This is a genomic window from Variovorax sp. NFACC27 (assembly GCF_048301545.1).
Classification (GTDB): Bacteria; Pseudomonadota; Gammaproteobacteria; order Burkholderiales; family Burkholderiaceae_C; genus Variovorax; species Variovorax gossypii.
Genome location: NZ_CP157613.1, coordinates 5,339,026 through 5,354,144, shown reverse-complemented (window position 1 = coordinate 5,354,144; position 15,119 = coordinate 5,339,026). Strand labels below are relative to the sequence as shown.

The 15,119-nt window shown below is 67.5% G+C and carries 17 protein-coding genes; 8 read left to right on the top strand and 9 right to left on the bottom strand.

The window, feature by feature from the left end; genetic code table 11:
- The first annotated feature begins 153 nt into the window (after nt 1-153).
- Complete coding sequence (locus ABL840_RS25050) at nt 154-522, top strand: FKBP-type peptidyl-prolyl cis-trans isomerase (protein ID WP_176947602.1); 369 nt, start codon at nt 154-156, stop codon at nt 520-522.
- 3 nt (nt 523-525) lie between these two features.
- On the opposite strand, the gene ABL840_RS25045 is transcribed toward ABL840_RS25050, so the two are convergent.
- The 7 genes from ABL840_RS25045 to ABL840_RS25015 all read right to left on the bottom strand — a co-directional run bounded on the left by ABL840_RS25045 (nt 526) and on the right by ABL840_RS25015 (nt 8,184).
- On the bottom strand, nt 526-1,278 hold the full coding sequence (locus ABL840_RS25045; protein ID WP_093306634.1) for a glucose 1-dehydrogenase: 753 nt from the start codon (nt 1,276-1,278) through the stop codon (nt 526-528).
- 199 nt (nt 1,279-1,477) lie between these two features.
- Entirely contained in the window at nt 1,478-3,076 is a 1,599-nt protein-coding gene (locus ABL840_RS25040; RefSeq protein WP_093200993.1) for a glucan biosynthesis protein, read from the bottom strand.
- A gap of 213 nt (nt 3,077-3,289) precedes the next feature.
- Nucleotides 3,290-4,138 (bottom strand): class I SAM-dependent methyltransferase, encoded by an 849-nt coding sequence (locus tag ABL840_RS25035; protein ID WP_093200991.1) that lies wholly within the window; start codon nt 4,136-4,138, stop codon nt 3,290-3,292.
- 55 nt (nt 4,139-4,193) lie between these two features.
- The gene (locus tag ABL840_RS25030; protein WP_093306632.1) at nt 4,194-4,571 is read right to left on the bottom strand and encodes a gamma-glutamylcyclotransferase family protein; all 378 of its coding nucleotides are present in this window, start codon (nt 4,569-4,571) and stop codon (nt 4,194-4,196) included.
- Nucleotides 4,572-4,582: 11 nt separating this feature from the next.
- Entirely contained in the window at nt 4,583-5,308 is a 726-nt protein-coding gene (locus ABL840_RS25025; protein WP_093306630.1) for a M24 family metallopeptidase, read from the bottom strand.
- The gene (locus tag ABL840_RS25020) at nt 5,295-6,203 is read right to left on the bottom strand and encodes a nitroreductase family protein (RefSeq protein ID WP_093306627.1); all 909 of its coding nucleotides are present in this window, start codon (nt 6,201-6,203) and stop codon (nt 5,295-5,297) included. The genes ABL840_RS25025 and ABL840_RS25020 overlap by 14 nt, the downstream gene beginning before the upstream one ends.
- Nucleotides 6,204-6,297: 94 nt before the next feature.
- Entirely contained in the window at nt 6,298-8,184 is a 1,887-nt protein-coding gene (locus tag ABL840_RS25015; RefSeq protein WP_093306625.1) for a sigma-54-dependent Fis family transcriptional regulator, read from the bottom strand.
- 236 nt (nt 8,185-8,420) lie between these two features.
- On the opposite strand from ABL840_RS25015, the gene adh reads away from it, so the two are divergent.
- The 3 genes from adh (at nt 8,421) to ABL840_RS25000 (ending at nt 10,590) form a co-directional block, all read left to right on the top strand.
- Nucleotides 8,421-9,941, top strand: coding sequence for an aldehyde dehydrogenase (gene adh, locus ABL840_RS25010; RefSeq protein ID WP_093306623.1), 1,521 nt, complete (start codon nt 8,421-8,423; stop codon nt 9,939-9,941).
- Nucleotides 9,941-10,318, top strand: coding sequence for a DUF779 domain-containing protein (locus tag ABL840_RS25005; RefSeq protein ID WP_093306621.1), 378 nt, complete (start codon nt 9,941-9,943; stop codon nt 10,316-10,318). Before adh ends, ABL840_RS25005 begins: the two co-directional genes overlap by 1 nt.
- A gap of 62 nt (nt 10,319-10,380) precedes the next feature.
- Entirely contained in the window at nt 10,381-10,590 is a 210-nt protein-coding gene (locus tag ABL840_RS25000) for a TOBE domain-containing protein (protein ID WP_093306619.1), read from the top strand.
- A gap of 3 nt (nt 10,591-10,593) precedes the next feature.
- Here ABL840_RS25000 and ABL840_RS24995 read toward each other — a convergent pair whose 3' ends face one another.
- Both ABL840_RS24995 and ABL840_RS24990 read right to left on the bottom strand, forming a co-directional pair.
- Nucleotides 10,594-11,811, bottom strand: a complete 1,218-nt coding sequence (locus ABL840_RS24995; protein ID WP_093306618.1) for a hypothetical protein — start codon at nt 11,809-11,811, stop codon at nt 10,594-10,596.
- A complete protein-coding gene (locus ABL840_RS24990; RefSeq protein ID WP_093306616.1) occupies nt 11,808-12,728 on the bottom strand; it encodes a LysR substrate-binding domain-containing protein in 921 nt (306 codons plus the stop codon). Before ABL840_RS24990 ends, ABL840_RS24995 begins: the two co-directional genes overlap by 4 nt.
- Nucleotides 12,729-12,867: 139 nt before the next feature.
- On the opposite strand from ABL840_RS24990, the gene ABL840_RS24985 reads away from it, so the two are divergent.
- From ABL840_RS24985 to ABL840_RS24970, 4 genes are read left to right on the top strand one after another with little or no spacing between them, the layout of a single operon-like run.
- A complete protein-coding gene (locus tag ABL840_RS24985) occupies nt 12,868-13,284 on the top strand; it encodes a YjfI family protein (protein ID WP_093200968.1) in 417 nt (138 codons plus the stop codon).
- 11 nt (nt 13,285-13,295) lie between these two features.
- Nucleotides 13,296-14,012 carry a PspA/IM30 family protein gene (locus ABL840_RS24980; RefSeq protein WP_093200965.1) on the top strand — a complete coding sequence of 239 codons (717 nt, stop codon included), beginning with the start codon at nt 13,296-13,298 and terminating at the stop codon, nt 14,010-14,012.
- 5 nt (nt 14,013-14,017) lie between these two features.
- On the top strand, nt 14,018-14,401 hold the full coding sequence (locus ABL840_RS24975) for a hypothetical protein (RefSeq protein ID WP_093200963.1): 384 nt from the start codon (nt 14,018-14,020) through the stop codon (nt 14,399-14,401).
- Between the two features lie 25 nt (nt 14,402-14,426).
- On the top strand, nt 14,427-15,080 hold the full coding sequence (locus ABL840_RS24970) for an OB-fold-containig protein (RefSeq protein ID WP_093306614.1): 654 nt from the start codon (nt 14,427-14,429) through the stop codon (nt 15,078-15,080).
- Nucleotides 15,081-15,119 lie beyond the last annotated feature (39 nt).

Below are 15,119 nucleotides of genomic sequence, written 5' to 3'. Positions count from 1 at the left end.
ACAGTGCACATTCGCCAAAGCAAGGGCCGTTCCAACAAGGCCGGCGGCGCATGGCGGGAGCGGCGTGGACCGCTGGCCATAATCGGGGTCTCCCAACCTTCGAGGTGTTCTGTGAAGTCTCTTTTCTGTGCCGCTCTCGTGTCCGTCCTTGCAATGCCCGCCGCGTTCGCGCAGTCCGCGCCCGTGACCACGTCCAGCGGCCTGATCTACCAGTCGCTCAAGGAAGGCACCGGCGCCTCGCCCGCGGCCACCGACGTGGTCAAGGTGCACTACCGCGGCACCTTCCCCGACAGCGGCAAGGAATTCGACAGCTCCTACAAGCGCGGCGAGCCCACCGAGTTCCCGCTCAATGGCGTGATCCCGTGCTGGACCGAGGGCGTGCAGAAGATGAAGCCGGGCGGCAAGGCCAAGCTGACCTGCCCGCCGTCCATCGCATATGGCTCGCGCGGCGCGGGCGGCGTGATCCCGCCGAACGCCACGCTCAACTTCGAGGTCGAGCTGATCTCGGTCACGAAGCGCTGATCGTCAGATCTGCGCCATGCCGCCGTCGACGAACAGCTCGACACCATTCACGAAGCTGCTGTCGTCGGAGGCCAGGAACACCACGGCCTTGGCGATTTCGTCGGGCGTGCCGACCCGGCCCAGCGGGATGTTCTGGGCCTGTCCCTCGATGAAACCCTGCACCTGTTCCGCCGTGAGGCCCAGCAGGTCGTAGGCAGGGGTCGGCACCACGCCGGGGCTCACGGCGTTCACGCGGATGCCGGCGTCCTTCAGGTCCACCGTCCAGCTGCGCGCGAAGCTTCGCACCGCCGCCTTGGTGGCGCTGTAGACGCTGAAGGCCGGATTGCCCTTGATGCTGGTGATCGAGGCGTTGAGAACAATCGATGAGCCCCTGGGCATCAGCGGCAGCGCCTTCTGCACCGTGAAGAGCAGGCCGCGCACATTGGTGCCGAAGATCTTGTCGAAGTGCTCCTCGGTAATCTGCCCCAGCGGCAGCAGGCTGCCGCCGCCCGCGTTGGCGAACAGCACGTCGAGGCGGCCTTTTTCCTGCTTGATGGTGGCGTAGAGCCGGTCGAGGTCTTCGAGCTTCGACACGTCGCCGAGCACGCCTGTCACGTTGCGCCCGATGGCTTTCACTGCCGCGTCGAGTTCGGCCTGGCGGCGGCCGGTGATGAACACGTGCGCGCCTTCGGCCACGAAGCGTTGCGCGGTGGCCAGGCCGATGCCGCTGGTGCCGCCGGTGACGAGGGCGATCTTGTCGTCGAGCTTGAGGGTCATGACTACTTCCTTGGTTGTTGCTGCGATGCAGCGTTGTCGGTGGGAGGAAGTTTGGGCACGACCCTCGCGCGGACCAAGATGGCGCGCGGGATTTGTCTATTCACGAATCACCAACAATCCGGCAACGGGCCGGATCGCCGCCACGCGTGTTTGCCCGTGGCGTATCCGATCAGCCGGCACCTGAGCGCCGGGCTGAGTGTCAGCCTGGCTGGTACTGGTACAGCCAGGTCTCGGTGAGCGTCTGGTCGCCGTTCTTCAGGTACAGGCGCATGTCGATCGGCTCGTTGCCTTCGGGCGTGAAGTCGAACTGCGCGCGCCAGTGGCCGGGCACGCCGTTGGGCACGGCCTCGGCGAAGACGTACGAGAACTTGCCCCGTGCCGCCGTCAGCACCACCTCGGGCTTCACGCCGAAGGGCACGGTCGTCAGCGGCTGGCCGATGAACTCCACCATGAACTTGCGCACGCCCTGCGGACGCGGCTGGCCCGGCTGGCCGCCGCGGCCGATGCGCGTGGCCACGCAGCGCGCGAGCGGCGACGGAAAGGGCTCCTGGTCGGTCCAGTGCAATCGGTACTGCAGGCTGTAGCTGGCCCCCGCCTTCGCGTCGGCCTTGGGCACCCAGAAGGCGACGATGTTGTCGTGGATCTCGTCGTCGGTCGGGATCTCGATGAGCTGCACCGAGCCCTCGCCCCAGTCGCCCAGCGGTTCGATCCACAGGCTCGGGCGCTTCTCGTAGTTCACGCCGTCCTGATAGTGGTCGAAGGCGCGGTCGCGCTGCAGCAGGCCGAAGCCGCGCGGCTTCGTGTCGGCGAAGGCCGAGGCGCGCGTCTGCGTCGGGTTGTTCAGCGGGCGCCAGATGCGCTCGCCCGCGCCGTTCCAGATGGCGAGGCCGTCGGAGTCGTGCACCTCGGGGCGCCAGTCGATGGCGGTGGGCTTGATGGTTTCCGAGTACCAGTACATCGATGTGAGCGGCACCAGGCCCAGGCGGGCCACGTCCTTGCGCACGAAGATGCGCGCATCGATGTCCATGATGACGGCCTTGGTGCGCTGCATGACGAACTTGAACACGCCCGTCACGCTCGGCCCTTCGAGCAGCGCGTAGACGGTCATCGAGGTCGTGTTGTTGGCGGCCGGCGTCTCGAAGTAGAAGCGCGTGAAGTTCGGGAACTCCTCGGGCCTGTCGGGCACCGCCACGTCGAGCGCGATGCCGCGCGCCGACAGGCCGTACTGGTAGAGCTCGCCGATGGCGCGGAAGTACGAGGCGCCGAGGAAGGCGACCCAGTCGTTCTTCTGCCAATCGAGCTTGCCCTGGTCGCCGAGGCGGCTTTCCTGCAGGCGGAAGCCGGCGAAGCCCGCACCCGGCGGCAGCGAACGCGCGGGGCTGTCGGGCGGCATCGAGAAGTACGAGGGGCTGTAGAGCACTTCGCGCGCGAACGCGTCGCCGTCGGTGTTCTCGAGCACGTTCATGCGCACCGGCGTCTGGAAGAAGCGGCCGAGGTGGAAGAAGGTGACGGGGAAGGCGCCCGGGCCGTCGCGGAAGAGCGCGTTGGCGGGGTCGAACCTGATCTTGCCGTGCGCGTCGTAGTCGATGCGGTCGAGCACCTCGGGTGCCAGCGGCGCGGCGGCCGCGTACGGCTTCGCGGCGAGGGACTTAGCCTGCGCGACCAGCGCGTCGAAGGAGAAGGGCGTGGGCTGGCTCAGCTGGAGACCGTTGGCGGCCAGTGCCTCTTCGGGCAGTCCGAGGGCGGCGAGTGCGGCAGCGGCACCACCGGCGGCAAGGAAGGATCGGCGATCAAGCATGTGGTTCTTGAGGGTTGCGAATCTTTGGGGAAGAGGGGAAAGAAAGATCGGGCGGAAGGCGGGAACGATAGAGCATTCTCCGCCCCATCCCCGCCCGATGACCTGGAACACCCCCGAGCTTGACCCCGCCCGGCCGCCTGGCGCGTCAGCCAATCCGCGCAGCGCAGGCCGGACAAAGCCGGCAATCCGCCATGTCGCCGGAAAATTGTGCGTTTATGTATCGGCGGCGGCTTCGTCCGTCGCCGTCAGCGCATAGAGCGCATACAGCGGCACGCCGAGAAACAGCATGACCATCGGCGCGAACAGCGTGTAGGGCAGGCCGATGCCTTCCAGCACGCGGTAGGTGCCGCTCAGCTGCAGGCGCGGATGGGGCTGCGTCAGCTCGGCCGCGCGGCGGATGCCCCACTTGAACTCGGCGCCGGTCACGCGCACGGACGGATGCTGCTTTCCGCGCCCCACCGCGAGCCAGCACATGGCGTCGAAGGCCAGCACGGAGCCTGCGGGCGCGCGCTCGCCGAAGGTGGCTAGCACCGCCTGCACCTGCTCGGGCTCCAGGTACATCAGCACGCCCTCGGTGAACAGGAACACCGGCTGGGCGTTGCGCTTGCGCGGCAGGCCCAGTTGCTCCCACCAGCCGGGGGACGTGAGGTCGAGTTCGCGCACGTCGTGGCGCTCGTTGGTCTCGGGGATCAGCTGGCGGCGCAATTCGAGCACCTCGGGCAGGTCGGCATCGGTCATGCGCGACTTGTCGTCGTCCAGCCACTGGAAGTAGTGGCTCAGGCCGCAGCCCATGTTCACCACGCGCGCACCGGGGTGCAGCTTGAGGAAGTCCTGCGCCAGGCTGCGGAAGCGCCGTGTGCGCGAGAGGATGCTGTAGATGGTGGCCCGGTCTTCCGGCAGCGCATGACCGTCGTCGCGGATCTGCTCGAGGATGCCCGCGGCGTATGCGTCGCGCACCGCCAACTGCGGGAACATGGCGTCGCCCGAGGCCCGTGCGGCCAGGGGAATCCGCAAGGTGGACGGGACTGCCGACAGCCGGCGTACGGATTTGCTGGTGGTCATGAATGCTGGAGTTGCGCCAGCACAAAGTCTGGCGGCTCCGGCACCCAGCGGCAAGTCAGTCTTTGGTTACGCCGGACGGCGGGTGGCGCGCGTCCACGTAGGCCCAGGCCCGCACTCCCGATGCCAGCACGACGCGGTCGCGGCGGTAGTCGTCCACCTCGTAGGCATCGGCATGCGCCAGCTCGGCGGGCGTGATGGCGAAGACCGCGCCGTCGACGCCGTCGTCCGGCGCGGCGCTGGGAGAGACGATGGGGTGATGGGTCTTGCCGCTGGTCGCGACCACCGCCGCGTCGCGGATGGCGAGCTGTTCGAGCCGGTAGCCCGGCAGGCGGTCGGGATGCCCGTCGAGCAGGCGCCCGAAGGTGGCGATCTGCACGGCGGGCAACTGCAGCGTGCCGTAAGAGAAAAGTTGCTCGGTGGCTTCGTCTTTCATGGATTCCCTGTTCAGCCCGCCACGAGTTCGGCGGCGGCGGCCGTGCCATTGTCGGGCCGGGCGTCGTCCTCCATCAGCAGGTCTTCGTAGAAGGCGCCGAAGGGGCGGGTGGGATGCGCGATCTGGATTTCGAGGATCCAGATGCCGGTCGTCGGGCAGAGGCCGAAGTCGCCGAGCCGGCCGGCCTGGTAGATGGCATGCGGAAAGTCGCAGACGCGGTGGCCCTTGATGTCGAGGTTGAGCCGCCAGCCCATGGCTTCGGCGCGCTCGGCCGCCCATGCGTAGAGCGCCCGGCCGCTGAGGCGGTCGGCGCGCCAGCGGTCGGCCACCTCGTGCCACAGCGTGCGCGCGGCCTCGGCGCAGGCGTGCATCTGCGGATCGTCGCCGGTCACGAAGGTGTCGCCGGCATCGCCCTCGTGGCCCTCCCAGACCGGGCCGATGTCGACGAAGAAGATGTCCTGCTCGCCGAGCACGCTAGCGGGGTCGGACTGCTCCCTGAAGGTCTTCAGCGTGTCCTCGCCGAAGCGGATGACGACGGGGTGCCAGTTGCGCTCCATCTCCAGCTTCTGCAGCGTGGCCATCGCCAGGTCGTGCGCCTGCGAGTGCGTCATGCCGGGGCGCATGCCCGAGGCGATGCGGCGCACCGCGAGCTGCGAGAGGGCGCGCGCGTTCTGCATCGATTTCAGCGAGAACTTCGCTCCGGTGGCTTCGGTGCGTCCGGCTTCAGGTCTTGTCATTGGCAATGTCCAGTCTCAGGTTCAGGGATTCGGATGGCTGCCGCGCGGGCTGTTCCGTGGCTGCCGCGGGCGGCACCCAGGCGGACCAGACCTTGCCCGGCAGCGCATGGCCGCGCGGCGGCGGGGCCTCGGCCACGCTGCCCAGGCTCACGAAGCCGGCAAGGAATTCGTCGGGGCCGACGCCCAGTTCGGCGCCAAGCACCGGGTCGAAGCAGCGTTCGCCGCTGAGCACGATGGCGCCGAAGCCGAGCTGGTGTGCCGCGTTGAGCAGATTGCCCAGCGCCGCGCCAGCCGACAGCCATTGCTCGCGGGCCGGCACCTTGCTGCGGGCGCGCGGCGCCACGACGAAGGCCAGCAGCACCGGCGGCCGCGTCGCATGCTCGCGCGCCCGGCGCAGGTCGGCGGGCGAGGCCAGCGGATCGCGGCGGCGCTTTTCCGCCTCGAAGCGCTCGGCCAGCGCGGCGCGTTGCGCCTCGCGGAACTCCACCACGCGCCAGGGATGCAGGCCGCCGTGGTCCGGCGCTCGCAACGCGGCCTGCAGGATCAGGTCGATGTGCTCCGGATCCGGGCCCGGCGCGCGCAGGCGCTTGGGCGAGACGGAGCGGCGCTCCAGCAGCGGGGCGAGGGCGGCTTCCTCCCGCGAGGCCCGCAGCTCGCCGCGCAAGGCCTCGCTGTGCCGCAGGAGGCCGCGCGCCCAGTCCAGCACCCGCTCGCCCTGCTGCGTGAAACCCTCGAAACGGGGCCCGGGCTTGACGAGCGCGTGGCCGTATTCGCGCTCGAGCGCGTGGATCGCATCGAGCAGTTCGGGCTGCGAAACCTGGTTGGCCTGCGCGGCGCGGCCGAAGTGCCGTTCCTCGTCCAGGGCGACGAGGCAGCGAAGTTGCGGGGTGAGCATGAAGAGCGATTTCGGGCGGGTGTTCGGACAGTGCTTCGCTGTATTCTAGAAAACATAACGAAACGTTGCCCGGGCCAAGCCCGTTGTCGCCCCGTCAATGCCCGGCCGGCTTGCCGCGCTGGCGTGCGATATGGCGGTAGATGGTGCTGCGATGAACGCCCAGCCTGCGCGCGGCCTTCGCCACGTCGTGGTCGCTGGCCTTCAGCGCCTCGTCGATGGCGTGGCGCGTGATCGTCTGCAGGGGCTCGACCTGCGGCATGGCGAGCGGTTGCGGCTGGCCAGGCGGAGAAGAGGGCTGGTCACCCGCCAGGTGCGCGGGCAGCGATGCGGCTGTCACGGAGTCGCCCGCGTCGGCCAGCGCCACGATGGAGCGCAGCGTGCTGCGCAGCTCCCGCACGTTGCCCGGCCAGCGCCAGGCGGCCAGCGCCTCGAGCGCATCGGCTTCCAGCCGCAGGTGCTTGGCCGCGCCGCCCGCCTCCAGAAACAGCCGCGAGATCAGCGTGCGCCGGTCGTCGCGCTGTCTCAGTGGCGGCAGGGCGACGGTGAACCCGGCCACCCGGTACATCAGGTCGGCGCGAAAGCGACCGGCCTCCACCAGCGACGGCAGGTGGCCGTGCGTGGCGCAGACCAGGTCGAAATCGACGGCCACGCCCTGGCCACCACCCAGCGGCGTGACCACGCGCTCCTCGAGCACGCGCAGCAGGCGCGTCTGCAGGGCCAGCGGTATCTCCGCGATCTCGTCGAGGAACAGCACGCCGCCGTGGGCTTCGCGGATGCGGCCGGCCATGCCCTTGCGCTTTGCGCCGGTGAAGGCTCCCTGTTCGTAGCCGAACAGTTCGGACTCGATCAGCGTCTCCGGCAGCGATGCGCAATCGACGGCGACGAAAGGTCCTGCCGCGCGCCGGCTGGCGGCGTGCAGCCGACGCGAGAAGACTTCCTTGCCGCTGCCGGTCTCGCCGTTGACCAGCACGGATACGCCTTCGTTGAGCACGCGCACCGCCTTGTGCAGCAGCGGCTGCACGTCGTCGACCTCGACGTCGGAGCACGCCGGCGACGCAGCATGCCTCGCGGACGGACGGGCGCTGCCCGGCGTGCCCGGGCGCTCCATCACCGTCGCGATCTGCCGTCCGCCCGGCAGCGTCAGCAGGCCGCGCCGGTGTTCCATGCGCGGCCAGTTCGCGCCGAGGAAGGTCTCGGCGTCCAGGTCGAGCAGGTCCTTCCACGAGCGGCCGAAGAGATCGAGCGCCACGCGGTTGGCCGCCACGATGCGTCCGCCCTCGATCACCATCAGCCCCTCGCGGGCCGTGCCGATGAGCGCCGGCCGCGAATGGAAGCGCAGCACGTGGCCGCCGGCCTCGGCCAGCATCATCCGGTGCTCGACCTGCTGGGCAGCCATGCGCACCAGCCCCAGCGCGTGGGTGTTCACGCGCACCGTTTCGCCGGAGATGTCGAGCGCGCCCGCCAGTTCGCCGCGCCCGGTGAAGATCGGCGCCGCCGCGCAGCCGAGCCCGCCGTTCTGCGCCAGGTAGTGCTCGCCGCCCAGCACCATCAGCGCCTCGCGCTCCGCCAGCGCGGTGCCGATGGCGTTGGTGCCCCGGTTGTGCTCCGACCATTCCACGCCGGGCTGCAGCGCGATGCGCTGGGCCTTGGGCAGAAAGTCGGCGCTGCCGATTTCCTCGAGGATCAGCCCGCTGGCGTCCGACAGGATCACCACGCAGCCGTTGCCGACCGCATGCTCGGCCAGGCCGTCGAGCTCGGGCTGGGCACAGCTCAGGAGTCGCACCGCCTGTTCGCGCCGCTCGCTCAGCAGGCCCAGCGCCATCGGCTCCGGGTCGATGGCGTGATGGTCCACCGGCCGGCTGCGTTGCCAGGAGCGCGAGATGTGCGGCGCGATCCACGGCGCGGGGTCGCGGCCCTGCCCGAAGAAGAGCTCCCGGGCCTGTGCCACTGCGATCGACGGCAACTGCGCTTCAGCACTCATGCGTGTCTCCGATAGGTTTTCGCCTTGTGCGACATCCTAGTCGCTATGTTCTCGCGAACATGTCGCAGATTGCGAATGAAAACCCGCTGCCACACGCGATTACGGGGTGGTTCCAGGGCGGTTGCCGGGCGGAAGTACTCAGGGATTGTCCCGATCCCGCCGGGTACGCGGCTTGCGGTTCAGCGCGCGGCCGCCGCATGTCGCGGCGCCACCACCCTGCACATGGAGACAACGTCATGGACATGCTCGAACCGGGCAAATTCGGTACCGCGGTGCCGTTCAAGAAGCGCTACGGCAACTACATCGGCGGCGAATGGGTCGCGCCGGCGGACAACCAATACTTCGAGAACATCACACCTGTCACGGGCAAGGTCTTCTGCGAGGTGCCGCGCTCCACCGCGGCCGACATCGACCGGGCGCTGGATGCCGCCCACAAGGCCAAGGGCGCCTGGGGCCGCACCTCGACCACCGAGCGCGCCAACATCCTGAACAGGATCGCCGACCGCATGCAGGAGAACCTCGCCGTGCTCGCGGCCGCGGAAACCTGGGACAACGGCAAGCCCATCCGCGAAACCACGGCGGCCGACCTGCCGCTGGCCATCGACCACTTCCGCTACTTTGCCTCGTGTATCCGCTCGCAGGAGGGCGGCATCAGCGAGATCGACCATGAAACCTTCGCGTACCACTTCCACGAGCCCATCGGCGTGGTCGGCCAGATCATTCCGTGGAACTTCCCGATCCTGATGGCCGTGTGGAAGCTGGCGCCCGCGCTGGCGGCCGGCAACTGCGTGGTGATCAAGCCGGCCGAGCAGACGCCGGTGTCGATCCTGGTGCTGATGGAAGTGATCGGCGACCTGCTGCCGCCGGGCGTGGTGAACGTGGTCAACGGCTTCGGCGTGGAGGCGGGCAAGCCTCTGGCGTCGAGCAACCGCATCGGCAAGATCGCGTTCACGGGCGAGACGACAACCGGGCGCCTCATCTCGCAGTACGCGAGCCAGAACCTGATTCCGGTCACGCTGGAGCTGGGCGGCAAGTCGCCCAATATCTTCTTCGCCGACGTGATGGACAAGGACGACGCCTTCTTCGACAAGGCACTCGAAGGCTTCGCGATGTTTGCGCTGAACCAGGGCGAGGTCTGCACCTGCCCGTCGCGCGCGCTGATCCAGGAGTCGATCTACGACCGCTTCATGGAGCGCGCGCTGAAGCGCGTGGCCGCCATCAAGCAGGGCAGTCCGCTCGACATGGCAACCATGATCGGCGCGCAGGCCTCCAGCGAGCAGCTGGAGAAGATCCTGTCGTACCTCGACATCGGCAAGCAGGAAGGCGCCAGGGTGCTGATCGGCGGCGAACGCAACAAGCTGGAAGGTGACCTGGCGGAGGGCTACTACGTGAAGCCGACCGTGTTCAGGGGCAACAACAGGATGCGCATCTTCCAGGAGGAGATCTTCGGCCCGGTGGTCTCGGTGACGACCTTCAAGGACGAAGAAGAAGCGCTGGCCATCGCCAACGACACCCTCTACGGCCTCGGCGCCGGCGTGTGGAGCCGGGACATGAACCGCGCCTTCCGCATGGGCCGCGGCATCCAGGCCGGCCGCGTGTGGACCAACTGCTACCACCACTATCCGGCGCACGCGGCCTTCGGCGGCTACAAGCAGTCGGGCATCGGCCGCGAGAACCACAAGATGATGCTCGACCACTACCAGCAGACCAAGAACCTGCTGGTGAGCTACAGCGAGAACAAGCTGGGCTTCTTCTGATGAGAGGCGATGTCCTGCGCGTCACCGCGACCGATGCCGCGCTCGCGTTGATCGACAGGCTCGCCGCAAAGCACGGCCCGCTGATGTTCCATCAGTCGGGCGGCTGCTGCGACGGCAGCGCGCCCATGTGCTACGCCCAGGGCGAGTTCATCGTGGGCGACTACGACCGGCTGCTGGGGCACATCGGCGGCATGCCGTTCTACATCAGCGGGCCGCAGTTCGAGTACTGGCAGCACACGCAGCTGATCATCGACGTGGTGCCGGGGCGCGGCGGCATGTTCTCGCTCGAGGGGCCGGAAGGCCTGCGCTTCCTGACGCGCTCGCGGCTCTTCACCGACGAGGAGTGGGCGGTGCTGGCAGCCGAAGAAGCGAAGTAGGGCGGGGAGGGCGTGGCGCCGATAGACTGGGTCGTTTCCCGATCAACCCCAAGGAGCACCCCATGAAGATCAGCGCCCGCAACGTCCTTTCCGGCAAGGTCATCTCCATCGTCCGCGGACCCGTCACTACAGAAGTCACGCTGGAGATCGCTCCCGGCGTGCAGATCGTCTCGACCATCACTAGCAACTCGGCCGATTCGCTGAAGCTGGCCGAGGGGGCGAATGCCTATGCGGTGATCAAGGCTTCGAGCGTGATGGTGGGTACCGACTGAGTTTCAGGCGGGAGATTCTTCCCGCTCCTCGCCGAGCCAGCTCTGCGGATCGGGCGTCCAGCTGGCGTCGGGTTCCCGCTCCATCAGGATGCAGGCATAGGCACCGAGGTCCATGTCGTAGGCCGCTCTCGCGGCTTCGGCGCCGCCGTCCTCGCGTTTCGCATTCGAAGCGAAGCGGGTGAAGAGCTCCCAGTTCTGGCCCATCTGCTCCACGAGGATGCGCGCAAGCTCGTAGGAGAGTTCGTTGCCGTCGTCTGTCCTGAAGAAGGAGGCGCCCGACCAGAACTCCTGGATTCTTGTTTCGTTCCAGAACTTCAGATGCCTGCTGCGCAATTGATGGCGCTCGCCAAGCGGCATGACGCCCACGCCGGTGAGCTTTCTTTCGGTGTTGACGGCCAGGCCTTCGTCGAGCCACCTCGGCAACTTCAGATGGGAGAGGGCGCTGTGGGTCATCTCGTGGGCGATGACAGGCTCGATGGTGGATAGATCCGCTCGCTTGACCAGAAAGTGGGGGCAACCCGCGTCGATGAACATGCCGCCGCTGAAGGCGAACTCGCCGCTGTCGGGGTAGTAGTTGGACACGTAGTCGTAGTACGTCTCTTCGTCGTCGATGACGAGCAGGATGCTCTTGTGGTGATCCTCGAAGCGGGCGATGCCGGAAAGAAGACGCTGGATGCGTTTCCGGGTGGACGCGACGTACCCGGCCGTCGCCACGACGACGGTGTCTTCCAGCGAAGACACCACGAAGGCTTCCTCCGATTCGTACAGATGGAAATGAGGGCCGAGCGCATCCCTGAGATGAAGCAGCCATGCGCGTCGTCCCCGTTGGATGGCAAGGCGCTCGCGATGTGCGTCGTTCATCGAGCCCGCCCATGCATTCAACGCCTGCCAGCTGAGCAGCGGGAGTCCGTTGCCGATCTCCATGTTGGCGATCAATGGGAAGGAATGCTCTTCGTCGAGTACGAGATCCCCCGGTGCTTCCTCCGTCGAAAAACCGTCGGGCCGGGGCTTTGCAATGGCGTTTGTCGGGCGGGGTTGCCTCGGCAGATGGGTCCATGCCATGAAGGCACCCACAAAGGGAAGGATCCAGACCATGATGTGCAGCAGGTTCTTGCGCAGTGGAATGTCGTCGATCGCACCAATGCGCCGTGCCATGTACACATTGGTCGCGAGCAGGAGGGCACTCGCACCGAGAAGCAAAAGCAATTCCGAAGTCGTCATGTGTTGGCTTGCTGCAGGAGAAGTCGAGCCAGTAGCTGAGCTGCCGGCGAGAGAGTGGCCCCCGTCTTCGTCGCCATCAGCAACCGCCGCGTGGCCCACGCATCCTTGAGCCGCACCACCTTCAGGTCGAGCGCCTCCACCTGCGCCTTGCAAGCCGCGAGCGGCACCACGCCGATGCCGAGGTTGGCCGCGATCATGTGGCACATCGCGTCGAAGCTGCGCACCTGCACGCGCAGGCGCATCGGGATGCCGGCCTGCTCGGCCGCGCGGGAGGTCAGCTCCAGCAGCGAGCTGCTGCGGTTCAGGCCGACGAACTCGTGCGCGAGGCAGGTCTTGAAGTCGGTCTGCTTCACGCGGCTTCGTGCCAGTGGATGCTGCTTCGCGCACAGCACGACGAGCTCGTCGGTCTGGAAGGGCGCGACGTCCAGGCCATAGGCGGGCGTGTTCTCCGCGAACACGCCGACATCGGCGAGGCCGTCGACGAGTGCGCGAACGATGTCGCCGCTCAGCTGCTCTTCCACTTCGACGCGGATGTCCGGGTGCTGCGCGAGAAAGGTCGCGAGCGTCGTGGGCAGGAATTCCGTCAATGCCGACATGTTGGCCCACAGGCGCACGTGGCCGCGGACGCCGCTCGAATAGTCGTTGAGCTCGTTGCTGAACTGCTCGAAGCCCTGGAAGAGCCGCATCGCATGCTGCATCGCCACATGGCCCGCCGGCGTGAGCGCGATGCCCTGGGGGCTGCGCTCCAGCAGCTTCGATCCCGTCGCAGCCTCGAAGTCCGAGAGCCGCCGGCTCGCAGCCGACAGCGCGAGGTGGCATGCCTCCGCGCCCTTGGTGATGCTGCCGGATTGCGCCACCGCGCAGAACAGGCGCAGCGTCACGAAATCGACACGCGCGGGGTTGATGGTGCTGGCCATCGGCGGATTCTAGAGAGGGCGCCAGTGCCGAAAGTCATGGGTGTCGCGAAAGAAATTTTTGACATGTTATGTCACCGCGCCTATAGTGAATCCATCGAAGCACCGCTCGCTTCCAACGGTATTCACCATAAGGAGAGGTATGCAACCACTGCTCGATCAACTGAAGGGACTGGATGTGCTGGCAGGCGCCGAGATGGGCGGGCGGTCCGTGCAGCTGCAGCCCATTCCGGGCCACACGCCCGTGATCCAGGTGAGCATCGAGGGGCGCGACGAGCTGCCGATCTTCGTCACGAGTTCGGACATGCAGATCATCTGCATCTGCTACCTCTGGGCCGAGAGCGAAGTGAAGCCGGCGCGCCGCACCGAGCTGCTCGAATCGCTGCTCGACCTGAATCCTTCCGTTCCCTTGTCTTCCTTCGGTCGCGTCGACGGCCGTTACGTACTCACCGGCGCGCTCGGCCGCGACGCCAGCGTGCAGGACATCGCACGCGAGGTGGCGGTGCTCAGCGACAACGCGCTCGATGCGCTCGACGCCCTGTCCGAATTCCTGAATTAAGCGGAGGTCCCATGACAGTCATCAAGAAGCTCGTCACCTTGCTGCGCGGCAGCGCGCGCGAAATCGGCGAGAGCGTGGTCGACAGCAACGCCACGCGCATCTACGAGCAGGAAATCATCGACGCCAAGCACAGCATCGAAAAGGCCAAGGGCGACCTCACGGGCGTGATGGCCAAGGAGATGCAATCGGCCCGCGAGATCGAGCGGCTGAAGAACGAAGTCGCGCGCTACGAGGGCCTTGCGCTCGAGGCGCTCAACAAGACGCAGGAAGGCCTGGCGCTCGATGTCGCTGCCAAGGTCGGCACGCTCGAGCAGGAGCTGGAAGAGCAGGCCAAGGCGCACGCCTCCTACGCGCTGCAGGTGTCCAAGCTCAAGGATCTGATCAAGTCCGCCGAGGCCCGCATCCGCGAGCACGAGCGCGAGATCGGCATCGCCAAGACCACCGAGAGCGTCTACCGCGCCACGCAGTCGATCTCCGAGAACATCGGCAGCGGCGGCTCGCGGCTGGCCAATGCGCGCGAATCTCTGGAGCGCATCCGCGCGCGCCACGAAGACCTGTCCGACCGCATGACGGCCAGCAAGCAGCTCGAAGACGAGTTCGGTCACGGCGCGCTCGAGAAGAAGCTGGCTGCCGCGGGCATCGGCAGCGACGCCGACCGTACCGGCAAGGTGATGGAGCGCATCCGCGCCCGCCAGGCCAACAAGCCCTCGGGTCCCGAGGCGCAATAGGCATCATGCGCGTCAAGCCGGTTCGCTGGCAGGGTTCGGACGAGGCGATACGCGCCGTGCAGGTCGCGTTCGACGTGGAAGAGGCCGTGCTCGAGGCCGTGCGCAGCGCGGCCTTCAAGCAACACGTTTCCACCTCGGACCAGATCCGGCAGGTGCTCGGCCTCGCCACCACCTCGAAGCCGAAGCGGCCGCGCCTCACGGTGTCGCTGAACGCCGCGGACTATGAATTCCTGGCGAAGCGCTACGGCCTCGCCGCAGACGACAGACTAGCCATCAAGGAGAGGGCCACGCGCGACCTGATTGCCTTCGCGGGCAAGCCGGCCGCGGCAACGAAGAAGAACAACACCGGCGTGAGGACGCCGGTTCGCAGCAGCAAACAGAACAACTGACAACAACCCGTACGCGGGAGGATCAATGGGCGATTTCATGGGAGCGGTGACGGGGTACCCGACCGCGATCTACACGGTGCTGCTGGGCGTCGTGGTGATCTACTGGGTGCTCGCGATGCTCGGAATGGTCGACATCGAACACAGCGGCCTGGATGTCGACGTCGACGTGCACACGCACGCAGACGGCGACACCAGCGACATAGGGCAACTGGCCAGCTACGTCGTGGCCCTTGGGCTGAACGGCGTGCCGTTCTCGGTGGCCGTGAGCCTGCTGGTGCTCGTCGCGTGGACCGTGTCCTGCCTCGGCGGCGAATGGCTGCTGCCGCTGGTGCCGACCATGCCCCTGCAGCTGCTGGCCGGCACCGCACTGCTGGTGGCCAGCGCGGTCATCGCCATTCCGATCACGGCCGTTGCCATCCGCCCCCTGCGCGGCCTGTTCGTGAGCCACACGGCCGTGAGCAATGCGGCCCTCGTCGGCCAGCTCTGCCGCGTAGTGACCGGCGTGGTCAACGAGAAGGACGGCCGCGCCGAGGTCGCGCGGCGCGGCGCCAGCCTGAACATCCGCGTATGGGCCACCACGCCCAACACGCTCAAGCGCGGTTCGCAGGCGCTGATCGTCGAATACGACGAGGTCGCCGGGCGCTACCTCATCGCGGCGCACGACGACACCTCCGCCTGAGCGCGCGCTGCCGGGCGGCGCGCCGCACACCCTTTACCC